The following is a 23,778-nucleotide window of genomic DNA, read 5'->3' on the forward strand; positions in this document are numbered from 1 at the left end:
AGAGGTCGGGCGGACGTGTGAGAGCGCGTCGGGGACAGTCGGGAGCAGCGCATGGACGCGGTGCGGCTCATCTTGGCGAGCAGGCGCGCTCTGGCGGGCAGCGTCGAGGAACCTCAACTCATGGCGGAGGCATGGCAGGCGTACGCCCTCGCCCAGGCGATCGGCAGCCGCCTGGCCGTCTCAGGGCCACCCGAACTGCGCGGCGAGGCGCTGGGGTTGACCGAACTGGCCGGCAGCGGCTGCGGCATACTCGGTGCCCCTCCGCTCGGCCTGGGCGATTTACGCGCCGCCCAGCTCACCGAGTTGGGTGACGCCCACGACTCCCTCACCCGCCTCGGCGGCCTCCTCGGCGAGGTCGGTATCGCCCTGGTCGGCCTCGCCAGCGCCGCCGACGAGGAGTCGACCTACTGGCAGTGCATGGAGGCGATCGACGCCGCCGACGAGGCCCGCGACAGAGTCCTGGAGATGCTCCGCCGCCTGGCGGTGAGAGACCAGGTCCTCGCGGAACGGGACGCGGCGGCCAGCTGATCCGTTCCCCCGGCTACGGCTACGGCTACGGCTACGGCTACGGCTACGGCTACGGCTACGGCTACGGCTACGGACGGGCGCGGGGCGTGGGCGCTGCGGTCCGGCGCCGCATCCGGGTCACGACCACCCGCACCCGCCGTCCGACCCGGCGTTTCCGGGCCGGACCGCGGGGGACGATCAGACGGAGTCCGCGCCCTCCGCCGGGGCGGGACGCGGCGCCGACAGATCGGCGTCGAGCTGGGACAGGTCCGCGTTCAGGGCAGCCATCAACTCCTCCATCTGCTGGAGCAGACCCTTGGGCTGCGCAGGCACGGCGGCCTGCTCCGGCACGGCTTCCTGGGACATGTGACGGCCTCCTCGGCCCTCGCCCCTCAAAGGGGGCACGTGTGCGAGCGCCCCGGCAGCGACCGCCGGCGACGGGTGCCGGGCGGTCCGGCTCCTCCCGAGCAACGATCACCGTTCCCGCCGGTCACTGGCACCGTCCGCCCCATACACCGGATTGGCGGATTTTCACCCGCCCGGGCACCGCGATCGGCCACAGGACCGGTGGAGTTGACCGTCTCCCGAGCGTGCAGGATGAAGAGCATGGATCTTCGCATCTTCACCGAGCCCCAGCAGGGGGCCACCTACGACACGCTGCTCACCGTCGCCAAGGCCACGGAGGACCTCGGCTTCGACGCCTTCTTCCGCTCGGACCACTACCTCCGCATGGGCTCCGTGGACGGTCTGCCCGGCCCCACCGACGCCTGGATCACCCTGGCCGGCCTCGCCCGTGAGACCAAGCGGATCCGGCTCGGCACCCTGATGACCGCGGGAACCTTCCGCCTGCCCGGTGTGCTCGCCATCCAGGTCGCCCAGGTCGACCAGATGTCCGGCGGCCGCGTCGAACTCGGCCTCGGTGCGGGCTGGTTCGAGGAGGAGCACAAGGCGTACGGCATCCCCTTCCCCAAGGAGAAGTTCGCCCGCCTGGAGGAGCAGCTGGCCATCGTCACGGGACTGTGGGCCACCGAGGTCGGCAAGACGTTCTCCTACGAGGGCACCCACTACCAGCTGACCGACTCGCCCGCGCTCCCCAAGCCCGCGCAGGCCAAGGTGCCCGTACTGATCGGTGGGCACGGCGCGAGCCGCACCCCGCGCCTCGCCGCGCGCTACGCCGACGAGTTCAACATGCCGTTCGGCTCGCTGGAGGACAGTGAGCGGCAGTTCGGGCGGGTCCGTGCGGCCGCCGAGGAGGCCGGCCGCAAGGGCGACGACCTCGTCTACTCCAACGCCCTGGTCGTCTGCGTCGGCAAGGACGACGCCGAGGTCGCCCGCCGCGCCGCCGCGATCGGCCGCGAGGTCGACGAGCTCAAGACGAACGGCCTCGCCGGGACCCCCGCCGAGGTCGTCGAGAAGATCGGCCGCTACCAGGCCATCGGCTCGCAGCGCCTCTACCTCCAGATCCTCGACCTCGACGACCTGGACCACCTGGAACTGATCTCCTCGCAGGTGCAGTCCCAGCTGTCGTAGGACCCACCCCCGGACGACCCGGACAAGGCCCCGCGCCCCGCCGAGGAGCGCGGGGCCCCGCCCCCAGCACTCAGCCGACGGCGCGTACGTGCACGCTGACGGCGTAGCCGCCGCCCTCCTCGTAGGGGGCGCCGTCCCAGGTGGCGTACCGCTGTCGCAGGGTCAGCCCCGCTCGTGCGCACCAGTCGTCGAAGTCCGTCAGTGTCACCGTCGCTTCGGGCAGCGGCAGGTGGGCGGCGTCCAGGCCCATGCCGGTGACCAGCAGTCCGCCGGGGCGCAGTACGGCGGCCAGGTGCCGGACCACGGTCGGCTCGGTGCCGGGGGCCAGCAGGGGGATGACGTTCCCGGCGGCGACGACCAGATCGAAGTCGGGCTCCAGACCGAGGGTGTCCAGGCGGGCGAGGTCCCCGTGGAGCCACCGCGAGGCGGGTGCCTCGCGCCGGGCCACGGCGAGCATGGAGTGGTCGACGTCCACCCCCGTGCAGTGGTACCCCAGCTCGGCGAGCCGGATCGCGACCCGCCCGGTACCGCAGCCGGCGTCGAGGATCCGGGCGCCGGGCTCCAGCAGCGCGGCGCAGAAGGACGCCTCACCGTGGATGTCCTGACCGGACTCGGCGAGCCGCGCGAACCGCCGGGCGTACTCCTCCCCGCCCTGTCCGCCCGTCAGCTCCGCCCAACGATCTCGCTGCGCCGCCATGTCCGCCTTCCCTCCGCTCGGCCCCGCTTCAGCATCGAGGCACTGCCCTCCCGCCCCCTGGCGGACACATAGATCATCCAGATCATCGGCAATCGACTTGACGCTTTCAAGCAATGCGCGCCGCCTCAGGGGCGGCTTCCCTAGGATGCCCCCGTGGGGAACGACTCGGTGAAAGAGTTCATGACGCGCACGTACCGAACGCTGTTTCACAGACGGGGCACAGTCGGGCGAGCCGACAGCCGCCAGTTGCGCAGGTATCGCCAGCGCGCTGAATCCTGGCACGGCAAGCACCCACTGGGCTTCGACACGGCCAACATCGATATTCGGCGAATCTACGTTCCCCTGCAGTCTGCCACGGGCACCGAGCGCACCGATATGCGCGAGACGTTGAGCGGCGCTTCGCGGATCGTCGTGCTGGGCGAACCGGGTGCGGGGAAGTCGTTACTTCTGAAGAGCGAGATACTGCGATGGGCTGAACGGGGGGACGAGGAGCAGGTCCCCGTCATCGTCAACCTGCACCAGTGCAATGCGTCCGACAACAGCCTGTGGGACCTGATCGTGGCGGAGTTCAGCCAGGCAAAGGTCTCCGGAGCCTCATCGTTGGTCGGCAGGCTGCTCGACGCCGGTCGACTCAGGGTGTTCTTCGACGGTCTCGACGAGGTGGGCAGGGAAGACCGCGAGCGGGTCGAACAGCAACTCCGTGAGTTCGCCCGTACACATGCCGAATGCCCGATGATCGTCACCTGTCGAACTGCCGTGTACGACGGGCAGCTCAATCCCGACTTTGACCACGTCGCTCGAATAGCGGAATTCGACGATGCGTCCATGAGGCGTTTTCTGTACAACTGGAACAAGGTCGAGGCTGAGTTGAACGTGGAGCGCGTCATATCGTCGCTCCGTAGCAACCGTGAGTTGATGCGTATCGCGCGCAGGCCCTTGTTGCTCACCATCATCGCGTATCTCCAGTCGGGAGACCGGGCGGAGGCGTTCGGTCCGCTTCCCAGCTCTCGCGCCGGCTTCTACAAGGAGGCCGTCGCTCATCTCCTCGACCGCGACCGGCAGTTGGGTCGTACACGGGCCATCGCGCGATTCCATGCCAATCGCAAGCTGCTCACACTTCAGCGCATCGCGCTGGCCATGCATGACGTTCCCCCCGGTCGCGACGACCGACTCGCCATTTCCGGGGAGCGTCTGGAGACGGTCATCCGTGAGCTGCTCGTCGGCTTCGACATGCAGACCGACGACTTGCTGCTGTTGCGGGACGAGATCGTCGAACGAAGCCAGTTGCTGCGTCCGCTGGACGCGGTGAAGAGTCAGTATGGATTCGCGCATCTGACGCTGCAGGAGTTCCTGACGGCCCAGGCGCTGCACGACTCTCCCACCAGGCTGTTGACGCTCTACCAAAAAGACCCCGACGCTTGGCGCGAGGTCGTCAAACTCTGGTGTGCCGTCGCCAGTGTCGACTGCACTCCGGTCATCGGGAGCATCTTCGGAAGCTCGTCCCTGGACGGCAAGATCCTCGCCTTGGAAAGTCTCGCGGACGTCATCTCCGTCAAAGCGGAGACGGCCGAGGAGATCATCGGCTACTTCATGAGCCGCCTGGACCTCGCCGGGCAGGAGAGCGCCGCCGTCATCAGCGCGCTCGGAGCACTGGCGGCGAACAACACCCCTCGCGGGAACGAGACTCTCGAACTCCTCCACGGCATCGCTCGGGACGCGCCGTCGGAGCGTCAGGGCGCAGCGCTCCGGGCCTTGGCCGCATCCGACCGGCAGGAAGCGGCGATCCACCTCGGCGAGATCGAACTGGATCAGAGCCGCCGTGCCGGCGCCCGTGCGGCGTTGCGGTCGATGGGGGAGATCGCCATTCCTCAGCTCGCGCATGCGGCGCGCGCCCGTTCGGAAGTGTGGGCCGTGGACGCTCTGGCGAGGATCGGCACACCCGCGGCGGCGACCGAACTCGCCTCGCTGCTGTGGACGACGTCTGCCGTGGCCCGTCGATCAGCCTGGTTGCTGGCCTGGCTGATGAGAATTCCGGATGTGGAGGAGGCGCTGCGGGAGTGCGAGATACCGCAGGCCGTCGACGGGAGAGGCACCTACGGCTGGCTGTGGGACCCCGACGAGCCGTCGGAGGAGCTCCGCCTCATAGCGGGGCGCATCGGATTTCTGCTGGACAACGGTCACCTGGACGGGAACGTGACCGACCCGCCGAAACCGGACGAGCCGATCGAAGTGCGGGAGATCGACCGGAGGATCGGAATTCCCCTGGCCGCTCTTGGAATCGAACGGTACCGCTACAACCAGCCGTCCCTCCCGCCGCACCTGCGGCATGGACGATTTCCCCCGACCAGTCAGCAGATCCATCAGTGGGTCAGCTCACTGAACGCCCAGGAGCGGCGTGCGGAGTTCGCCGAGGTGTTCGGCAGGCATCGGCTACTGCCCCCGCTCTACCGTCACCTGCCGGCACTGCTGCCGGCAGAGATCGAGAATCTCATCCTGGTCCGCCTCATCGAGCACAAGGAGAATCACACCCCTCTGACGAAGGACGCGTGGCAAGAGGCATGCGCGCCTCCTCCTCGCTCTCCTCTCCTGCTGAAGAACGCCATGCAATGGGTCTTCCGCATGTCCGTCGCGCTTCTGGTGTTCGCGGCCGGCGCGAGGGCCCTGACCACGATGAGCGGATACGAACTGTCCTGGGTGCCGGCCGCACAGCCTCCGTGGTCGGCCCTGTCCGGAGTGGCCAGTTGGATGTGTGCGACTCTTTCCGTCGCGGTGTTCGTGGTCCGTACGATCAACCGGGGAATGAAACAGGATTCGGATTCCTGGGAACTCATCTACACCATGTGTCTGTTTCTCTGGGTCCCCTGTCTCCTTTTCCTCTCCATAGAGCTGCTGACCGCCTGGACCGGTGCTTGGGTCACCTGGGGTGCGATCATTGCGCTCCTGCTTCTGAAAGGGCTGGCGAACCGGCACATCGGACGCCGCGAGAGAAACCTCGCCAACCCCTTCCGTCGCATGCTGGCCGTGGACCTCAGTGAGGACGGTCTCTCCCCATGAGCCGGGTGGCTTCGTGACCCGGCGTGGCTTGGTGGTCAGCAGAGGGGCGCCCTCCCCGAAAGGCGAACGCCAGGTCTGATTTCCGCCGGTTTTCTGTGTCGGTCGCGGTGATGCTCGTCGTCATGAATCGACTTGAGGGCAACGTGGCCCTGATCACGGGTGGTGGCCGGGGTATCGGTGCCGCCGTGGCGGTTCGGCTGGCCGAGGAAGGCGCCGACATCGTCCTGACCTACGAGAACGACGCGGAACGCGCCACGCGGGTGGCCGAGCGGATCGAGGCGAGGGGGCGCCGGGCCCTCGCCGTGCGGGCCGACAGCGCGGACCCCGAGGCGCTCACCGCCGCGGTGGACGAGGCCGCCGCGACGATCGGCCGACTCGACATCCTGGTCAACAACGCCGGCGTCTTCCACGTCGGCCCGATCGAGGACTTGGAGCCGGCGGAGATCGACCGCACGCTGGCCGTGAACGTCCGGGCCCCGTTCACGGCGTCCAAGGCCGCGGTGCGGCACATGGGCCGGGGCGGCGGCCGCATCATCAGCATCGGCAGCAATGTCGCCGAGCGCGCGGTCTTCCCCGGACTGGCGCTGTACTCGATGAGCAAGACCGCCCTGATCGGCATGACGAAGGGCCTGGCCCGAGAGCTCGGCCCGCGCGGAGTCACCGTCAACCTGGTGCATCCCGGCCCCACCGACACGGACGCCAACCCCGCCGACGGGCCGAACGCCGAGACGATCGCCGGCCTCACCGCCGTCGGCCGCTACGCGCAAGCCGCCGAGATCGCGGCCACCGTCGCCCACCTGGCGGGCCCCGACGGCGCGTACATCACCGGAGCCTCGATCCACGTCGACGGCGGCTTCACCGCCTGACTCCCGAACAGCCCCGGTACAACCCCCGAACAACCCCTGAACGACCGCCGACAACCCCCTCGACCAACCGCATGAGGACGGCGGCACGGCCGGTGCCCCACCCACCGGCCGTGCATCCGGCCAGAACCAGGGGGCCACGGCCAGGGCCACGGCCAGGTCCAGGCCCAGGTCCAGGTCCAGGCTCAGGGCCGAAAATTCTCACTGCCCACAGCACGTTCTCTGTAGGTTGTAGGGACACTTCCAACCCGACTCGAGGCCAACCCCAAGTGTTCCTGACGATCAGCACCACCGGCACCCCAGAGCGCCCCGCGACCGACCTCGGTTACCTGCTGCACAAGCATCCCGACAAGGCGCAAGCGTTCTCCACGTCCTACGGCAAGGCGCACGTCCTCTACCCCGAGGCCGGCGTCGAGCGGTGCACGGCCGCGCTGCTGCTGGAGGTGGACGCGGTGGCGCTGGTCCGGCGGGGCAAGGGCAAGGGCCGCGGCGGCGCCCCGGACGCGGCGCTCGCCCAGTACGTCAACGACCGCCCCTACGCGGCCTCCTCCCTGCTCGCCGTCGCGCTGAGCAGCGTCTTCTCCAGCGCGATGAGCGGCCGTTGCAACGCCCGGCCCGACGCCCCGGGCGAGGCCCGCCCCCTGCGCATGGAGATACCCGCCCTGCCCGCGCGCGGCGGTCCCGACCTCGTAGCCAAGCTCTTCGAGCCGCTCGGCTGGACCGTCACCGCCGACGCGGTCGCGCTGGACGAGCAGTTCCCGGAGTGGGGCGCCTCCCGTTACGTCCACCTAATCCTGGAGTCGGAGTCCCTGACCCTGGCCGAGGCGCTGCGCCACCTGTACGTCCTGCTGCCCGTCCTCGACGACGCCAAGCACTACTGGGTGTCGTCCGACGAGGTCGACAAGCTGCTGCGGGCCGGTGAGGGCTGGCTGCCCGACCACCCGGAGCAGAAGCTGATCACCAGCCGCTATCTCTCCCGCCGCTGGTCGCTGACCCGCCAGGCCATGGAGCGCCTGGAGCTCGTACGGCTGGCCGAGGCCGACGACAGCGAGGTCGAGGAGATCGACAACGCCGTCGACGAGCCGGAGGAACTGGAGGAGCCGGAGGAGACGGAGGGGCGTGAGGAGCGGCAGGCGGCCGGTACCGCCGGTGCCGCCGCTGCGGCCGAGGGCACGGAGAGCGCCCCCGCCACCGCCGCCGACGGCCTCGCCGTCACCACCGCCACCGGCACCGCCACCACCCCCGCCGCCCAGGCCGTCGCCGACGAGGACAGGCCCACGCCGCTCGCCGTGCTGCGCCGCGACGCGATCATCGCCGCGTTGAAGGACGCCGGCGCCGCCCGCGTGCTCGACCTCGGCTGCGGGCAGGGCCAGCTGCTGCAGGCGCTGCTCAAGGACCCCCGGTTCACCGAGATCGTCGGCACCGACGTGTCGGTGCGCGCGCTCACCATCGCCTCCCGCCGCCTCAAGCTCGACCGCATGGGGGAGCGGATGGCCTCGCGCGTGCGGCTCTTCCAGAGTTCCCTCGCCTACACCGACAACCGGCTCAAGGGCTACGACGCCGCCGTGCTCTCCGAGGTGATCGAGCACCTCGACCTGCCCCGGCTGCCCGCCCTGGAGTACGCCGTGTTCGGCTCGGCCCGCCCCCGTACCGTCCTCGTGACCACCCCGAACGTCGAGTACAACGTCCGCTGGGAGACCCTCCCGGCCGGCCACGTCCGCCACGGCGACCACCGTTTCGAGTGGACGCGGGAGGAGTTCCGCGCCTGGGCGGCCACCGTGGCCGAACGGCACGGCTACGACGTCGCGTTCGTCCCCGTCGGACCCGACGACCCGGAGGTGGGGCCACCCACCCAGATGGCCGTGTTCAGCATCAGCGACGTGAACGAGAAGGAGGCGAAGGCGGCATGAGCGACACCACCGTGGAGACCGGCGTGCGGAAGGCCGAGGGGCGCACCCTGCCCGTCACCGACCTCTCCCTCGTCGTCCTGATCGGCGCCTCCGGCTCCGGCAAGTCGACCTTCGCCCGCAAGCACTTCAAGCCCACCGAGATCATCTCCTCCGACTTCTGCCGGGGCCTCGTCTCCGACGACGAGAACGACCAGAGCGCGACGAAGGACGCCTTCGACGTACTGCACTACATCGCCGGCAAGCGGCTCGCCGCAGGCCGCCGTACCGTCGTCGACGCGACCAGCGTGCAGTCGGAGTCCCGCAAGCAGCTGATCGACCTGGCCAGGAAGCACGACGTGCTGCCGATCGCCATCGTCCTTGACGTGCCCGAGGAGGTGTGCGCCGAGCGTAACGCGGCCCGCACCGACCGCGCCGACATGCCGCGCCGCGTCATCCAGCGCCACATCCGCGAACTCCGCCGCTCCCTGCGCCACCTGGAGCGCGAGGGCTTCCGCAAGGTGCACGTCCTGCGGGGCGTGGCCGACGTCGAGAACGCCACGATCGTCACCGAGAAGCGTTACAACGACCTCACCCACCTCACCGGCCCGTTCGACATCATCGGCGACATCCACGGCTGCGCGAACGAGCTGGAGACGCTCCTCGGCAAGCTCGGCTACGTCGACGGCGTCCACCCCGAGGGCCGGACGGCCGTCTTCGTCGGCGACCTCGTCGACCGCGGCCCGGACAGCCCGGGCGTGCTGCGCCGCGTGATGTCGATGGTCGGCTCGGGCAACGCGCTGTGCGTGCCCGGCAACCACGAGAACAAGTACGGCCGCTACCTCAAGGGCCGCAACGTCCAGCACACGCACGGGCTCGCCGAGACCATCGAGCAGATGGAGGGCGAGAGCGAGGAGTTCAAGAAGCAGGTCCGCGAGTTCATCGACGGCCTCGTCAGCCACTACGTCCTCGACGGCGGGAAGCTGGTCGTCTGCCACGCCGGCCTGCCGGAGAAGTACCACGGCCGCACCTCCGGCCGGGTGCGCAGCCACGCCCTGTACGGGGACACCACGGGGGAGACCGACGAGTTCGGGCTGCCCGTGCGCTACCCGTGGGCGGAGGACTACCGGGGCCGGGCGGCCGTCGTCTACGGCCACACCCCGGTTCCGCAGGCCACCTGGCTGAACAACACCATCTGCCTGGACACGGGCGCCGTGTTCGGCGGCAAGCTCACCGCGCTGCGCTGGCCGGAGCGGGAACTGGTCGACGTACCGGCGGAGCAGGTCTGGTACGAGCCGACCCGGCCGCTGGCCACCGAGGCGCCCGGCGGGCACGAGGGCCGGCCGCTGGACCTGGCGGACGTGCACGGCCGCCGGATCGTGGAGACCCGCTACGACGGCCAGGCCCGTGTCTCCATCCGCGAGGAGAACGCGGCCGCCGCCCTGGAGGTCATGAGCCGCTTCGCCATCGACCCGCGGCTGCTGCCGTACCTCCCGCCGACCATGGCCCCGACGGCCACGTCGCATGTGGAGGGCTATCTGGAGCACCCGGCGGAGGCGTTCGCGCAGTACAAGGAGGACGGGGTCGCGCGCGTCGTGTGCGAGGAGAAGCACATGGGCTCGCGGGCCGTCGCCCTGGTCTGCCGTGACGCGGACGCGGCGCGCCGCCGCTTCGGCGTTGGGGGCACCTCCCGCTCGAGCGCAGCCGAGAGTGGGGGAGGGCCCACCGGGTCCCTCTACACCCGTACGGGCCGTCCGTTCTTCGACGACGAGGCCCGCACCGAGCTGGTCCTCGGCCGGGTGCGCGAGGCGATGACGGCGGCCGGGCTGTGGGAGGAGCTGGACACCGACTGGGTGCTGCTCGACGCCGAGCTGATGCCGTGGTCGCTGAAGGCGTCCGGGCTGCTGCGCACCCAGTACGCGGCGGTCGGCGCCGCCTCCGGCGCGGTGTTCCCGGGGGCGCTGGCCGCCCTGGAGGGCGCGGCGGCCCGGGGCGTCGACGTGGGCGCACTGCTGGACAAGCAGCGGGAGCGGGCCGCCGACGCGGCCGCGTTCACCGAGGCGTACCGGCGCTACTGCTGGCCCACGGAGGGCCTGGACGGGGTGCGGCTCGCCCCGTTCCAGATCCTCGCCGTCCAGGGCCGCAGCCTGGCCGCGCTGCCGCACGACGAGCAGCTCGCCCTGATCGACCGGCTCGTCGAGTTCGACGCGAGCGGACTGCTGCAGACCACCCGCCGCCTGTTCGTGGACACCGGCGACGAGGACTCGGTCCGCGCCGGCGTCGACTGGTGGCTGGAGATGACGGGCCGCGGCGGCGAGGGCATGGTGGTGAAGCCGGTCGGCGCCGTCGTCCGTACGGAGCAGGGGCGGCTGGTGCAGCCCGGCATCAAGTGCCGGGGACGGGAGTACCTGCGCATCATCTACGGCCCGGAGTACACCCGCCCGGACAACCTGGCGCGGCTGCGCGGCCGTTTCCTCAACCACAAGCGGTCGCTCGCCATCCGCGAGTACGTCCTCGGTCTGGAGGCCCTCGACCGGCTCGCCGAGGGCGAGCCGCTGTGGCGGGTGCACGAGGCGGTGTTCGGGGTACTGGCACTGGAGTCGGAGCCGGTCGACCCCCGGCTGTGACCGCCGGGCCCGCGCCTGTGCGGCGACTTTGCGGCTGATAATGTCGCAGACAGGCGTGGCCGTGCTCCGCGTTCGAATGGTTTCAGCGGTTCCGGCACTGCTCGGGGGCAGCGATCGCAGCCAATCGCAGGCGATCGCTGTCACCCGGGTCGGTCCCATCGGTTCCATTCGAAGGTATGCGGGGTACCCCATGCGTCGCAGCGCAGCGCAGTCCGGGCGAGAGCGATCGGCACTCGACGCCGCCTACGACGAGTGCCGCCGCCTGGTCCGCACGACCCGGCCCACCGAGTACGCCCTGATGGGTCTGATGCCCCCGGCGGCCCGGCCCGCCTGCTGGGCCCTGTACGCGGCGTTCGCCCACGCGGACGACCTGCTGGACTCCACCGACGGCACCCCCGAGGAGCGCGCGGCCCGGCTCCGCGAGTGGCGGGCCGCGCTGGAGGCCGACCTCACGAGCGGCACCAGCGACGACCCGATCCGGCTCGCCCTGACCGACGCGGTCTGGCAGTGGGGGCTGGACCTCGGCGATCTGCTCGGCGCGCTGGAGGCGGTCCAGCGGGACGGCGACCGGCAGTCCGTCGCCACCTGGCAGGAGTGGCGGGAACGGTCCCACGCCCAGAACATCAGCTGGCCCGAGCAGTTCATGCGGCTGCTGGTGCGGTGCGGCCTGCCCGTCCCCGTACGGCTGCGGGACGTCCCCGGCTTCACCCGTTTCGTGGAGGGCCTGTTCCTCGCGGACATGCTCCGCGACCTGCCCGAGGACCTCGACGGCGGACACGTCTGGTTCCCCACCGAGGTGCTCGACCGTTTCCAGGTCGCCCCGGCCGATCTGATCGCCCGCCGGTGGACCCCCGCCGTCCGGCGGCTCATCGCCCACCTCACGGGTGAGGCCCGCGACTGGCTGGAGGGCGCCCGCCGGGTGCTGCGCGGCAGTCTGCCGCTGGGCCCCGCGATCGTGCTGGACACCACCGTCGACCTGTTCACGGCGGAGCTGGACGCGATCACAGCTGCCGGTCCCGCCGCGCTGAGCCGGCCCGTACACGTCCCCCGCCTCAAGCAGTGGCGCGTCCTCGGCCCGGCCCGCGCCCGCGCCGCCGCGATCTGGCGGCTGACCCTGCCGCCCGCCACGGCCACCCCGGGTGGCCGCCCGGCCACCGCCCCCGACGACGACACCGCGCACCCCACCCCCGAGTGGCAGCCGGTGCCGGTCGCCGAACCGCCCCTGCCGCCGCGCCCCCACGTCGACGGCGTACGCCCGCCCGACATCCCCCTCGCCCAACTCCCGAACCACGTCGCCATCGTCATGGACGGCAACGGCCGCTGGGCCACCGGCCTCGGCCTGCCCCGCGACGAGGGCCACCGCGCGGGGGCGGTCGCCCTGCGTGACGTCGTCCAGGGCGCCCTGGAGATCGGTCTGCGCCATCTGACGGTGTACGCCTTCTCCACGGAGAACTGGAAACGCTCACCCGACGAGGTCTCCAAGCTGTTCGCCATCATGCGCGCGGAACTCCTCGACGGCGAGTTGCTCCAACACGACGTACGCCTGCGCTGGATCGGCTCCCCGGAGGGCCTGCCCGACGACGTCGTCGACGTCCTGCGCGCCCAGGAGCGCGCCACCCGCCACCGCACGGGCCTGACCCTCAACGTCTGCGTCAACTACGGCGGCCGCGCCGAGCTGGCCCAGGCGGGCGCGGCCCTGGCCCGCGCCGCCCTCGCCGGCGACATCGACCCCTCCCGCGTCACCGAACAGCTCTTCGCCGCCCACCTCCCGCACCACGCGATGCCCGACGTGGACCTCCTGTGGCGGACCAGCGGCGAACTGCGCATCTCCAACTTCCTCCCCTGGCACGCCCACTACGCCGAACTGCACTTCACCGACACCCCCTGGCCGGAGGCCGACCGCCGAGACCTCTGGCAGGCCCTGGAGACCTACACCCAGAGAAAACGCCGCAAGGGAGCGGCGACGGAGACGAAGTAGCGGGGCGAGGGAAAGGCGAGGGGGCCGGGCGAAGCCGAGAGGCAGGGGGCGCAGCCCCCGCCTCTCAGGGGCGCGCGGCCCTTGGAGGACGGGACGGGTTGGGGCGGCGGGGGCGAGACCCTCACCCCACAAGCCGCAACCGCACCCCCGCCACCCCCACCTCCACCGTCTGCCCCCACGTCAACTCCAACGCGTCCCCCTCCATCCCGTCCCCGAACACGATCAGCCGATCCGACTCCACGGTCACCCGCAACCGCGCGGCCGCCCCCAGCGCCCCCGACACCAACGACGTCCCGGTCACCGGCGACGGCCACGCCTCCCGCACGAACCACACCAGCCGCGCCTCCCCGGGCCCCGGCAGCTCCAGCCGGCTCGCGCGCTCCTGCCACACCGACCGGATCCACCCGGTCGCCCCCGTCCCCGTCCCCACCAGCACCCCCGAGGACGCCTGGGACTCGACGGCACCCCTGTCGCCGTCGAGCCCCAGGCGGTACCGCGCGGTCTGGTGCCCCGCGGCGCCCAGATAGACCTCGTTGAGCGCCACCAGCCGCTGGGTGTCGTCGGCGACGGCCTCCACCATGGTCAGCTCGTCCACCGCCGCGCCCCGCCCCACCGCCGGGCCGAGCAGCTTGCCCACGTCCGCGACCGAGTGCCGGACCAGCACCCCTGGGTTCCGCCGGGGGTCGGCGTTGACCCCCACCACCGGCTGGCCCGCGAGGTACTTCGCCACGTTGGCCACCAGCCCGTCCTGCCCGACGACGACCACGACGTCCTCGGGAGCGAACAGGAACCGGTCCAGGTCCGCCCGCTCCACCCGGGCCTGACGCCAGGTCAGCGGCACCGAGGACGTGACCTCGGCCAGCGCCCGCCGCTCCCGGCGGTGCCGCTCGGCCACGTCCTCGATGTCCCGCCCCCGCGACCTCAGGAAGAAGGCGGCCTGCCCGTGCGTACCGTGCCGGGCCACCAACTCCTCGTACTCGGTGGTGCGGTGGACCAGCACCACCCGTGGCGCGAGACTCACGCGCTCTCCCCGGAACCGCCCGCCCCGCCCAGCTTCGCCAGCAGCCCGGTCAGCACGTCGGGCGAGACGGTCACGCTCTCGATGCGCGGCAGGTTCTCCGCGAGCCGCGTCCCGGTCAGCGCGTGCAGTGTCGCCGCGTCCACCTCGCCGTGCACCCGCAGCCAGGCCGCCTGCGCCTCGGCACGCGCCTCGCCGACGGCCCGTGCGGCGGTGGCCTCGGCCTCCGCGAGCCTGACCTGGCGCACCGCCTCCGCGTCGGCGAGCTTCACGCTCCGCGTGGCCTCCGCCTCGGCGAGCTGCACGGTGCGGGCGGCCTCCGCCTCGGTGAGCCGCAGGGTCCGGGCCGCCTCCGCGCCCGCCTTCACGGCGTCCGCGGCGGCCCTCTCCTCCGCCTCGCGCCGCGCGTTCGTACCCCGCTGTTCGACCAACTGCTCCTCGCGGCGGGCGAGTTCGATCTGGCTGGCCAGTTCGTTCTCCGCGATGGCCCGCTCCCGCTCGACGGCCACGGCCCGCCGCTCGTAGGTCGCCCGGTCCGCCTCCTGCTGGATCTGCTCCCGCGCGGGCGTCCGCAACGCCCGCTCCACCTCCGGCTCGGGCCGCAGCGCCACCACGCGCACGGCGACGATCTCGATGCCGGTGGCCGGCAGCCGGGGCTCGGCCGCCAGGCCGCTCGCCACCCGCTCCCGTACCGCCGCCACCCCGTCGACCAGGGCCGACGCCAGGGGCGTACGGGCCAGGACGTCCAGCGCGTGCTGCTGGGCCGTCTCCGTCAGCAGCGTCGACAACTGCTCCAGGGGAGCGCCCCGCCAGACACCCGTGTCGGGGTCGATGGAGAAGTCGAGCCGCGCCGCGGCGATCGCCGGGTCGCTGACCCGGTACGTCACCGTCGCCTGCACGGCCACGTCCTGGAAGTCGGACGTACGGGCGTGGAAGGTCATCGCCAGCTCGCGGTCGTCGACCGGGACCTCGGACAGCGCGGCGGTCAGCGACCGGTACCAGAAGCTCAGCCCCGGTCCGTCGTGCACGAGTCGCCCGGAGCGGTGGTGACGGATGTGCGCGGTGGGCGCTCCGCGCAGGTGCCGCCAGCCGAACCGTCTGGTGATGTCGGCCATGGATGATCCCCCTCGTCGTCCCAACGGACTCGTTCGCGTCAGGTAGACGATAATGGTCGGAGCTGATTATCGTCAAGGAGACGAGATTGAGGAATCGTTTCGGCCGACCTGTGGGTGAACGCACGCCCGAATGGTCAGGATGGAGGCATGGGATTCCATGTCGACTCCGAGGCCGGGCGGCTGCGCCGCGTCATCCTGCACCGGCCCGATCTAGAGCTCAAAAGGCTCACCCCCAGCAACAAGGACCTGCTCCTCTTCGACGACGTGCTGTGGGTGCGCCGGGCGCGCGCGGAGCACGACGGCTTCGCGGACGTGCTGCGCGATCGGGGAGTCGCCGTCCACCTCTTCGGCGATCTGCTGACGGACGTCATGCGCATCCCCGCGGCCCGGGAGCTCGTCCTCGACCGGGTCTTCGACGAGAAGGAGTACGGCCCGCTCGCCACCGACCACCTCCGGGCCGCCTTCGAGTCCCTGCCCCTCGGCGAACTGGTCGAGGCGTTGATCGGCGGGATGACCAAGCGGGAGTTCCTCGACGCGCACATGGAGCCGACGAGCGTCCGCTTCCACGTCATGGAGCTGGACGACTTCCTCATCGACCCGCTGCCCAACCACCTCTTCACCCGCGACACCTCCGCCTGGATCTACGACGGGGTCTCCATCAACGCCATGCGCTGGCCGGCCCGTCAGCGCGAGACCGTCCACTTCGAGGCGATCTACCGGCACCACCCCCTGTTCCGTACTGAGGAGTTCCACGTCTGGTCCGAGGGGCAGGCCGACTACCCCTCCACCATCGAGGGCGGTGACGTCCTCGTCATCGGCAACGGCGCCGTCCTCATCGGCATGAGCGAGCGCACCACCCCGCAGGCCGTCGAGATGCTCGCCCACAAGCTGTTCGCCGCCGGCTCCGCCCGGACCATCGTCGCGCTGGACATGCCGAAGCGCCGGGCCTTCATGCACCTCGACACCGTCATGACCATGGTCGACGGCGACACCTTCACCCAGTACGCGGGGCTCGGGATGCTCCGCTCGTACACCATCGAGCCGGGCGTCGGCGAGAAGGAGCTCAAGGTCACCGACCACCCACCGGAGCACATGCACCGCGCGATCGCCGCCGCGCTCGGGCTGAACGAGATCCGGGTGCTCACCGCCACCCAGGACGTCCACGCCGCCGAGCGCGAACAGTGGGACGACGGGTGCAACGTCCTCGCCGTGGAGCCGGGGGTCGTGGTGGCCTACGAGCGGAACGTCACCACCAACACGCATCTGCGCAAGCGGGGCATCGAGGTGATCGAGATCCCCGGGAGCGAACTGGGGCGGGGGAGAGGCGGCCCGCGCTGCATGAGCTGCCCGGTGGAAAGGGCGCCCGTGTGAGCGGCCCATGGGGAGGTCAACGGTCAGGCCAACGGTCCGGTCGACGGGAAGGTCGACGGTCAGGTCGACGGGCCTGTATAGAAATGTGGAACGTCGTATAGACTTCCATCCGTCCCGCATCCTCCCGTCCCCGACCCATCCTGGAGCGTCCCCATGGCGACCGCCCTCCCCGCCCTCGCCGGGCGCCACTTCCTCAAGGAGCTGGACTTCACCGCGGAGGAGTTCCGCGGGCTGATCGAGCTGGCCGTGGAGCTGAAGGCGGCGAAGAAGGCGAGGACGGAGACCCGGAGTCTGACGGGCCGGAACATCGCGCTGATCTTCGAGAAGACTTCTACGCGCACCCGCTGCGCGTTCGAGGTCGCCGCGGCCGACCAGGGCGCCTCGACCACCTACCTCGACCCCTCCGGCTCGCAGATGGGCCACAAGGAGTCGGTGCGGGACACCGCCCGGGTGCTCGGCCGGATGTTCGACGCGATCGAGTACCGGGGGGACAGCCAGGCCAATGTCGAGGAACTCGCCGCGCACGCCGGGGTGCCCGTCTACAACGGCCTCACCGACGACTGGCACCCCACGCAGATGCTCGCCGACGTGATGACCATGACCGAGCACAGCGACAAGCCGCTGACCGGCATCGCCTTCGCCTACCTCGGGGACGCCCGCTTCAACATGGGCAACTCCTACCTGGTCACCGGCGCGCTGCTCGGCATGGACGTCCGTATCGTCGCCCCCCGCTCCTACTGGCCCGCCGAGGAGATCGTCACCCACGCCCGCAAGCTCGCGGAGATCAGCGGGGCGCGGATCACGCTGACCGAGCAGGTCGACGAGGGCGTGCGCGGCGTCGACTTCGTCGCCACGGACGTCTGGGTGTCGATGGGCGAGCCGAAGTCGGTCTGGGACGAGCGGATCGCCGCGCTCTCCCCGTACGCGGTGACCATGGACGTCCTGCGCGCCACCGGCAACCCCGACGTCAAGTTCCTCCACTGCCTGCCCGCCTTCCACGACCTGGGCACGAAGGTGGGGCGGGAGATCCACGAGAGCCACGGGCTGGACTCGCTGGAGGTCACCGACGAGGTCTTCGAGTCCGACCACTCGATCGTCTTCGACGAGGCGGAGAACCGCCTCCACACGATCAAGGCGGTCCTCGTGGCGACCCTGGCCTGAGCGGGACCCGGGACACGGCTCGGCCTGCCCTGCCACCGGCACGGGCCGGGGCCTTCCCCCGGTCCGTGCCGCGATCGGCCGGGTAGCGTGCATCGCGTGTCGGGCGAGGAAGTGTTGCAGGACGGTGCCCATCGCCGGGTGGTGCGGATCGGTGACACGGTCCGCAGGCCCGTCCAGCCGTGGACGCCCACCGTCCACGCGCTGCTGCGGCACCTGGAGAAGGCCGGCTTCGCCTATGCGCCGCGGCCGCTGGGAATCGACGACGAGGGTCGTGAGGTCCTCACCTGCATCGAGGGTGAATCCGGGCCGTCGGGTTGGGCCAAGGTGGTGGACGGCCAGGGTCTGAGGAACTTCGCCCGGCTGCTGCGCGACTACCACGATGCGTGCGAAGGCTTCTCTGTTCCACCGGACGCGCCCTGGTCCATGGGCGCGGGCGGCCCAGGCGACGGCGAGGTGGTCTGCCATGGGGACTTCGGACCCTGGAACGTCGTCTGGCAGGGCATTCGGCCGGTGGGAATCATCGACTGGGATTTCGCCCGCCCGGCGCCGCGCCTGCACGATGTGGCCTACGCCCTGGAGTACGTCGCCCCGTTCCGTGACGATGCCGAGTGTCTGCGCTGGCTGCACTACCCGGCGCCGCCCGACCGTCGTTCGCGCCTGGAGAGCTTCTGCGCCGCGTACGGCCTCGATTCGACTGCGGGGATCTTCGACGCCGTCATCGCCGGGCAGCGGGACACCGCCGACCTCGTACGCCGGCTGGCCGAGCAGGGGCACGAGCCCCAGGCCACCTGGGCTGCCGATGGGCACATGAGCGAACTGGAGAAAAGGATCGACTGGACCAAGTCGCACCGGCATCTGGTCGAGCGGCCACCCCCGCCCGCGACGTCTGCCGGCGAGCAGCGGCCCTGACCACCGGCACGCCGCCGGTCCGGGACTTGGTGGGGGTGGTTGCGGCGGGGTGCACCGGCTAGGGTCGCGGTAAGCGTCCGCTTAGTCGCCTTCGGTGTGGTCGGCGTGGTCGGCGGCGTCGCGAGAGAGGGAGGGGTACCCGATGTCCGTCATCGACGCGTGGATGCAGCACCCCACGCTCCGTCACTCCAACCATGAGATGTTCGAGTCACTGCGGCGGTGGACGGGGCAGGGCTTGCTGGAGGAGCCGCTGCCGGTCGGGGCCACGGTGGCCGCGATGGCGGCGGCCGATGTGGAGATCGGTCTCTCGGCGGCCTGGTACGGCCCCGAGGGGCCACTCATCGGCAACGACGAGGTCGCCGGGTTCGTCGCGGAGTCCGAGGGGCGCCTGCGGGGGGTGGCCGGCGCGGATCTCACCCGCCCGGTCAGGGCCGTGAGGGAACTGCGCCGCGCCGTCGAGGAACTCGGCTTCGTGGCCCTGCGGCTCGTGCCCTGGCTGTGGCGGCTCCCGCCCACCGACCGGCTCTACTACCCGCTGTACGCGGCCTGCGTGGACCTCGGCATCCCCTTCTGCACTCAGGTCGGACACACCGGCCCCCTCCGGCCGTCCGAGACCGGCCGCCCCATCCCGTACATCGACCAGGTCGCGCTCGACTTCCCCGAGCTGACCATCGTCTGCGGGCACATCGGCTACCCGTGGACCACGGAGATGATCGCGATGGCCGACAAGCACGCCAACGTGTACATCGACACCAGCGCCTACACCGTCCGCCGCTACCCGCGCGAACTGGTCGACTACCTGCGCGGCCGGGGCCGCCGTAAGGTCCTGTTCGGCAGCAACTACCCGATGATCACCCCCGGCCGGGCACTGGAGCACCTCGGTGAGCTGGGCCTGGACGAGGAAGCCACCGAACTGTTCCTGTCCGGCAACGCGCGACGGATCTTCAGGCTCTGACGTTGCCGGGTTCCGGGGTGGCGGCCCGCGGTGGGACCGCTCGTCCGCCAGGACGGTTCAGGCGATCCCCGGCCGCTGCTGGTGCGGCACCGTCGGGAGGCGGAACCAGACCGCCTTGCCCGAGTCCGTGGGGCGGTGACCGCAGGCCGAGCTGAGGGCGCGGATCAGCAGCAGGCCCCGGCCGTGCTCCTGCCAGGGGTCCGGCTCGTCGTACCCGGGTGCCGTGAGGTCACCCGGCGGCGCCGGGTCCGGGTCGTGCACCTCGACCTTGCAGCCGGACGGGAGCAGCTCGACGACCAGCTCTATGGGACCGTCCCCCGCCGCGTGCTCCACCGCGTTCGCCACCAGCTCCGCCGTGAGCAGCTCCGCCGTGTCGCAGTCCGTCCCGTGCTTCAGGTCGGTCAGAGCCGTCCGGACCAGCGCACGGGCCACGGGCACCGCCGCGGCGGTGTGCGGCAGCGCGATGCGCCAGGAGGAGGGGGTGGAGGGCTCGTGCAAGGTGGCGGGTCCGTTCATGGAGCAGGTCATGGCTCGTCCTGCTTTCAGCGTTTACGAATGGTACGGCGCGCCCATTCGCGATCACTCGGCGGGCGCCGTGCGGGACCGTCGGCCCCGTTGCCGGCGATGTACCCATACCGACGTCCCGCCGCCCACGGCGGAGCCCGCCGTTACGTGCTTGTCGAAGGGCCGTGACCGAGTCACGGCGCCGGCCGGACCGGGGGCCCCACGCGCCTCGGACCTTCCGGTTATCGCGCACTCGTGACGACAGTCAGATAAAGGTGATAGCTTCGTAGGAGCAGGTAAAGCAGCCGCAGCGTCGCGGTAGCCCTCCGAGGAGGCCGCCCGTCATGAGTCCCTTCACCGGCTCCGCCGCCCGCACCTCCGACTGGCGACATCTGCGGTGTTCGATCACCGACGGCGTCGCCACGGTCACCCTCGCCCGCCCCGGCAAGCTCAACGCCCTCACCTTCGGCGCCTACGCCGACCTGCGCGATCTGCTCGCCGAGCTGTCCCGGGAGCGGGCCGTGCGCGCCCTGGTGCTGGCCGGCGAGGGGCGCGGCTTCTGCTCGGGCGGCGACGTCGACGAGATCATCGGCGCCACCCTCGGGATGGACACCGCCCAGCTCCTCGACTTCAACCGCATGACCGGGCAGGTCGTACGCGCCGTCCGTGAATGCCCCTTCCCGGTGATCGCCGCCGTGCACGGCGTGGCGGCCGGCGCCGGCGCGGTCCTCGCCCTGGCCGCCGACTTCCGGGTCGCGGACCCCACCGCCCGCTTCTCGTTCCTCTTCACCCGCGTCGGCCTCTCCGGCGGCGACATGGGCGCCGCCTACCTCCTGCCCCGCGTCGTCGGCCTCGGCCACGCCACCCGCCTGCTCATGCTCGGCGACCCCGTCCACGCCACCGAGGCCGAACGCATCGGCCTCATCAGCCGGCTCACCGACGAGGGCGAGGCCGACCAGGCCGCCCACGCCCTGGCCCACCGTCTCGCCGAGGGCCCGGCCCTGGCCCACGCCCAGACCAAGGCCCTGCTCACCGCCGAACTGGACATGCCGCTCGCGGCGGCCGTCGAACTGGACGCCGCCACCCAGGCCCTCCTGATGAACGGGGAGGACTACGCGGAGTTCCACGCGGCGTTCACCGACAAGCGCCCGCCGAAGTGGCGAGGCCGCTGAATGGCCGCCCGGGAAACAGCGCGGTCAGGGGCGCCGGGCACCGTCGACACACGGCCCCACCGCATCGCGATCATCGGCGGCGGGCCGGGCGGCCTCTACGCCGCCGCCCTCCTCAAACGCCTCGACCCCACCCGCGACATCACCGTCTGGGAACGCAACGCCCCCGACGACACCTTCGGCTTCGGCGTGGTCCTCTCCGACGAGACCCTCGGCGGCATCGAACACGCCGATCCGGTCGTCCACGAGGCCCTGCGAGGGGACTTCGTGCGCTGGGACGACATCGACATCGTCCACCGGGGCGTCCGGCACACCTCCGGAGGGCACGGCTTCGCCGCCCTCGGCCGTCGGCGACTCCTCCAGATCCTCCAGGAGCGCTGCCGCGCCCTCGGCGTCACCCTCCGCTTCCGCACGGAGGCCCCCTACCCGGACTGGCTCTGCCGGACGAACGACCTGGTCATCGCGGCCGACGGCGTGCACAGCGCGACACGCGAGGCGTACGCGGCGATGTTCCGGCCGGTCATCGAGACCCACCGCTGCCGCTACATCTGGCTGGCCGCCGACTTCGCCTTCGACGCGTTCCGCTTCGAGATCCTGGAGACGGAACACGGCTTCATGCAGCTGCACGGTTACCCCTACACCCGCCCGTCCCCCGACCCCGGCCACGATCCCTCGACGAAGCCCTCCGGGCCGCGGAACCAACCCGGCGCCTCCACCGTCATCGTCGAGATGCGCGAGGAGGTCTGGCGGGCCGCCGGCTTCGGGGAGCTGGACACCGCCGAGTCGGTGGAGCGGTGCGCGAAGCTCTTCTCGGACGCGCTCGGCGGGCGGCCCCTGCGCTCCCACAACTCCACATGGACGACGTTCCGCACGGTCGTCAACGAACGCTGGTCCCACGGCAATCTGGTCCTCCTCGGCGACGCCGCGCACACGGCGCACTTCTCGATCGGCTCCGGCACGAAACTGGCCGTCGAGGACGCCCTCGCGCTGGCCGCCTGCCTGGAGGAACAGCCCGACCTGGGACGGGCCCTGGCGGCGTACGAGGAGGAGCGGCGCCCGGTGGTCGCCTCGACGCAGCGCGCGGCGCGGGCCAGCCTGGAGTGGTTCGAGAACGTCGGCCGCTACCGGCGCCAGCCGTCCCGGCAGTTCGCGTTCAACCTGCTCACCCGCAGCCGCCGTGTCACCCACGACAACCTCCGGCTGCGCGACGCCCGCTTCACGGACGCCGTCGAGCGGGAGTTCGGCTGCCCGCCGGGCACGCCCCCGATGTTCACCCCGTTCCGGCTGCGCGGCCTGACCCTGCGCAACCGCGTCGTCGTGTCCCCCATGGACATGTACTCGGCGACCGACGGCCTCCCCGGCGACTTCCACCTCGTCCACCTGGGGGCGCGGGCGCTCGGCGGTGCCGGGCTGGTGATGACCGAGATGGTGTGCGTGAGCCCCGAGGGGCGCATCACCCCCGGCTGCGCCGGACTGTGGAACGCCCGGCAGGCCGAGGCATGGCGCCGCGTCGTCACCTTCGTGCACGACCAGGCCCCCGGCACGGCCATCGGCGTCCAGCTCGGCCACTCCGGCCGCAAGGGCTCCACCAAACGCATGTGGGAGGGCATCGACGAGCCCCTGGACGACGGCAACTGGCCCCTCGTCGCCGCCTCCCCCCTCCCGTACACACCGGCCAGCCGGACCCCGCGCGAGCTGTCCCGCGCCCAGCTCACCGACCTCCGGGAGCAGTTCACATCGGCCGCCTGCCGTGCCGCCCGCAGCGGCTTCGACCTCCTCGAACTCCACTGCGCGCACGGCTATCTGCTCTCCGGCTTCCTCTCCCCGCTGACGAACCGCCGCACGGACCGCTACGGCGGCCCCCTGGACCGCAGACTGCGGTTCCCCCTGGAAGTGTTCGACGCGGTGCGGGCCGTCTGGCCCGAGGAACGGCCGATGACGGTCCGTATCTCCGCCACCGACTGGGCGGAGGGCGGCACGACCGCCGACGAGGCCGTGGAGATCGCCCGGGCCTTCGCCGCGCACGGGGCGGACGCCGTCGACGTCTCGACCGGACAGGTGGTGGCCGACGAGCGCCCCGATTACGGCCGCTCGTACCAGACCCCGTTCGCGGACCGGATCCGCCACGAGGCGGGGACACCGGTGATCGCCGTGGGCGCGATCTCCTCCTGGGACGACGTCAACTCGCTGATCCTGGCGGGCCGCGCGGACCTCTGCGCCCTGGGCCGCCCCCACCTCTACGACCCGCACTGGACCCTCCACGCGGCGGTCGAACAGGGCTACGAGGGCCCGGCGGTGAGCTGGCCCGCCCCCTACCGGGCGGGAAGCCGCCGCCCGAACACCGGCCGCACCGACGCCCCCAAGCCACGGCTCACCCTGGGCGGCCCCCCGTAACCCGGACGGCCGCACGAGGCCGCGTTCCCCCGGCGGTGCG

Annotated in this window: 18 protein-coding genes; 13 read left to right on the top strand and 5 right to left on the bottom strand. The window is 71.4% G+C overall.

Features of this window, described 5'->3' with window-relative positions; translation table 11 throughout:
• Positions 1–51 precede the first annotated feature (51 nt).
• Positions 52–528 carry a DUF6099 family protein gene (locus ACZ4Z2_RS06885; RefSeq protein WP_468073132.1) on the top strand — a complete coding sequence of 159 codons (477 nt, stop codon included), beginning with the start codon at positions 52–54 and terminating at the stop codon, positions 526–528.
• A 177-nt stretch (positions 529–705) separates the two neighbouring features.
• On the opposite strand, the gene ACZ4Z2_RS06890 is transcribed toward ACZ4Z2_RS06885, so the two are convergent.
• Complete coding sequence (locus ACZ4Z2_RS06890) at positions 706–873, bottom strand: hypothetical protein (protein ID WP_167738935.1); 168 nt, start codon at positions 871–873, stop codon at positions 706–708.
• 240 nt (positions 874–1,113) lie between these two features.
• Between ACZ4Z2_RS06890 and ACZ4Z2_RS06895 the strand changes: the two genes are divergently transcribed.
• Complete coding sequence (locus ACZ4Z2_RS06895) at positions 1,114–2,037, top strand: LLM class F420-dependent oxidoreductase (RefSeq protein WP_468073134.1); 924 nt, start codon at positions 1,114–1,116, stop codon at positions 2,035–2,037.
• A 70-nt stretch (positions 2,038–2,107) separates the two neighbouring features.
• Here the strand turns inward: ACZ4Z2_RS06895 and ACZ4Z2_RS06900 are convergent, their stop codons facing one another.
• Positions 2,108–2,734 (bottom strand): class I SAM-dependent methyltransferase, encoded by a 627-nt coding sequence (locus ACZ4Z2_RS06900; protein WP_468073135.1) that lies wholly within the window; start codon positions 2,732–2,734, stop codon positions 2,108–2,110.
• 153 nt (positions 2,735–2,887) lie between these two features.
• Between ACZ4Z2_RS06900 and ACZ4Z2_RS06905 the strand changes: the two genes are divergently transcribed.
• The 5 genes from ACZ4Z2_RS06905 to uppS all read left to right on the top strand — a co-directional run bounded on the left by ACZ4Z2_RS06905 (position 2,888) and on the right by uppS (position 13,142).
• Positions 2,888–5,788, top strand: a complete 2,901-nt coding sequence (locus tag ACZ4Z2_RS06905; RefSeq protein WP_468073137.1) for an NACHT domain-containing protein — start codon at positions 2,888–2,890, stop codon at positions 5,786–5,788.
• Positions 5,789–5,910: 122 nt separating this feature from the next.
• Positions 5,911–6,654, top strand: coding sequence for an SDR family NAD(P)-dependent oxidoreductase (locus ACZ4Z2_RS06910; RefSeq protein WP_468073139.1), 744 nt, complete (start codon positions 5,911–5,913; stop codon positions 6,652–6,654).
• Between the two features lie 266 nt (positions 6,655–6,920).
• Positions 6,921–8,561, top strand: coding sequence for a 3' terminal RNA ribose 2'-O-methyltransferase Hen1 (locus ACZ4Z2_RS06915; RefSeq protein ID WP_468073141.1), 1,641 nt, complete (start codon positions 6,921–6,923; stop codon positions 8,559–8,561).
• Complete coding sequence (locus ACZ4Z2_RS06920) at positions 8,558–11,164, top strand: polynucleotide kinase-phosphatase (RefSeq protein ID WP_468073143.1); 2,607 nt, start codon at positions 8,558–8,560, stop codon at positions 11,162–11,164. The genes ACZ4Z2_RS06915 and ACZ4Z2_RS06920 overlap by 4 nt, the downstream gene beginning before the upstream one ends.
• Positions 11,165–11,354: 190 nt before the next feature.
• Positions 11,355–13,142 (top strand): polyprenyl diphosphate synthase, encoded by a 1,788-nt coding sequence (gene uppS, locus ACZ4Z2_RS06925; protein WP_468073145.1) that lies wholly within the window; start codon positions 11,355–11,357, stop codon positions 13,140–13,142.
• 121 nt (positions 13,143–13,263) lie between these two features.
• Here the strand turns inward: uppS and ACZ4Z2_RS06930 are convergent, their stop codons facing one another.
• Together ACZ4Z2_RS06930 and ACZ4Z2_RS06935 are read right to left on the bottom strand one after the other, a co-directional pair.
• Complete coding sequence (locus tag ACZ4Z2_RS06930) at positions 13,264–14,163, bottom strand: NAD(+)/NADH kinase (RefSeq protein ID WP_468073147.1); 900 nt, start codon at positions 14,161–14,163, stop codon at positions 13,264–13,266.
• A complete protein-coding gene (locus tag ACZ4Z2_RS06935) occupies positions 14,160–15,275 on the bottom strand; it encodes an SPFH domain-containing protein (protein WP_468073149.1) in 1,116 nt (371 codons plus the stop codon). The genes ACZ4Z2_RS06930 and ACZ4Z2_RS06935 overlap by 4 nt, the downstream gene beginning before the upstream one ends.
• Positions 15,276–15,422: 147 nt before the next feature.
• On the opposite strand from ACZ4Z2_RS06935, the gene ACZ4Z2_RS06940 reads away from it, so the two are divergent.
• From ACZ4Z2_RS06940 to ACZ4Z2_RS06955, 4 genes are all read left to right on the top strand, one after another.
• A complete protein-coding gene (locus tag ACZ4Z2_RS06940) occupies positions 15,423–16,646 on the top strand; it encodes an arginine deiminase (protein ID WP_468073150.1) in 1,224 nt (407 codons plus the stop codon).
• A 153-nt stretch (positions 16,647–16,799) separates the two neighbouring features.
• Positions 16,800–17,807: an ornithine carbamoyltransferase gene (gene argF / locus ACZ4Z2_RS06945; protein WP_468073152.1), complete on the top strand. Its 1,008-nt coding sequence runs from the start codon at positions 16,800–16,802 to the stop codon at positions 17,805–17,807.
• A gap of 87 nt (positions 17,808–17,894) precedes the next feature.
• Positions 17,895–18,716 (top strand): aminoglycoside phosphotransferase family protein, encoded by an 822-nt coding sequence (locus tag ACZ4Z2_RS06950; protein ID WP_468073154.1) that lies wholly within the window; start codon positions 17,895–17,897, stop codon positions 18,714–18,716.
• A gap of 142 nt (positions 18,717–18,858) precedes the next feature.
• Positions 18,859–19,671 carry an amidohydrolase family protein gene (locus ACZ4Z2_RS06955; protein WP_468073155.1) on the top strand — a complete coding sequence of 271 codons (813 nt, stop codon included), beginning with the start codon at positions 18,859–18,861 and terminating at the stop codon, positions 19,669–19,671.
• Between the two features lie 57 nt (positions 19,672–19,728).
• Here the strand turns inward: ACZ4Z2_RS06955 and ACZ4Z2_RS06960 are convergent, their stop codons facing one another.
• Positions 19,729–20,187, bottom strand: a complete 459-nt coding sequence (locus ACZ4Z2_RS06960; RefSeq protein WP_468073157.1) for an ATP-binding protein — start codon at positions 20,185–20,187, stop codon at positions 19,729–19,731.
• 332 nt (positions 20,188–20,519) lie between these two features.
• Here ACZ4Z2_RS06960 and ACZ4Z2_RS06965 point away from each other — a divergent pair, with 332 nt between their 5' ends.
• Both ACZ4Z2_RS06965 and ACZ4Z2_RS06970 read left to right on the top strand, forming a co-directional pair.
• A complete protein-coding gene (locus ACZ4Z2_RS06965) occupies positions 20,520–21,347 on the top strand; it encodes an enoyl-CoA hydratase family protein (RefSeq protein WP_468073159.1) in 828 nt (275 codons plus the stop codon).
• On the top strand, positions 21,348–23,738 hold the full coding sequence (locus ACZ4Z2_RS06970; protein WP_468073161.1) for a bifunctional salicylyl-CoA 5-hydroxylase/oxidoreductase: 2,391 nt from the start codon (positions 21,348–21,350) through the stop codon (positions 23,736–23,738).
• The last annotated feature ends 40 nt before the right edge of the window (positions 23,739–23,778 follow it).

This window comes from Streptomyces sp. NPDC030183 (genome assembly GCF_055573455.1).

Bases quoted from the DNA above. Each gene is read 5' to 3' on its own strand.
- ACZ4Z2_RS06940 (WP_468073150.1), top strand. From the start codon at position 15,423: ATGGGATTCCATGTCGACTCCGAGGCCGGGCGGCTGCGCCGCGTCATC.
- ACZ4Z2_RS06910 (WP_468073139.1), top strand. From the start codon at position 5,911: ATGAATCGACTTGAGGGCAACGTGGCCCTGATCACGGGTGGTGGCCGG.
- ACZ4Z2_RS06960 (WP_468073157.1), bottom strand. From the start codon at position 20,187: ATGAACGGACCCGCCACCTTGCACGAGCCCTCCACCCCCTCCTCCTGG.
- ACZ4Z2_RS06890 (WP_167738935.1), bottom strand. From the start codon at position 873: ATGTCCCAGGAAGCCGTGCCGGAGCAGGCCGCCGTGCCTGCGCAGCCC.
- ACZ4Z2_RS06935 (WP_468073149.1), bottom strand. From the start codon at position 15,275: ATGGCCGACATCACCAGACGGTTCGGCTGGCGGCACCTGCGCGGAGCG.
- ACZ4Z2_RS06895 (WP_468073134.1), top strand. From the start codon at position 1,114: ATGGATCTTCGCATCTTCACCGAGCCCCAGCAGGGGGCCACCTACGAC.
- argF (WP_468073152.1), top strand. From the start codon at position 16,800: ATGGCGACCGCCCTCCCCGCCCTCGCCGGGCGCCACTTCCTCAAGGAG.
- ACZ4Z2_RS06885 (WP_468073132.1), top strand. From the start codon at position 52: ATGGACGCGGTGCGGCTCATCTTGGCGAGCAGGCGCGCTCTGGCGGGC.
- ACZ4Z2_RS06965 (WP_468073159.1), top strand. From the start codon at position 20,520: ATGAGTCCCTTCACCGGCTCCGCCGCCCGCACCTCCGACTGGCGACAT.
- ACZ4Z2_RS06955 (WP_468073155.1), top strand. From the start codon at position 18,859: ATGTCCGTCATCGACGCGTGGATGCAGCACCCCACGCTCCGTCACTCC.
- uppS (WP_468073145.1), top strand. From the start codon at position 11,355: ATGCGTCGCAGCGCAGCGCAGTCCGGGCGAGAGCGATCGGCACTCGAC.
- ACZ4Z2_RS06900 (WP_468073135.1), bottom strand. From the start codon at position 2,734: ATGGCGGCGCAGCGAGATCGTTGGGCGGAGCTGACGGGCGGACAGGGC.
- ACZ4Z2_RS06970 (WP_468073161.1), top strand. From the start codon at position 21,348: ATGGCCGCCCGGGAAACAGCGCGGTCAGGGGCGCCGGGCACCGTCGAC.
- ACZ4Z2_RS06920 (WP_468073143.1), top strand. From the start codon at position 8,558: ATGAGCGACACCACCGTGGAGACCGGCGTGCGGAAGGCCGAGGGGCGC.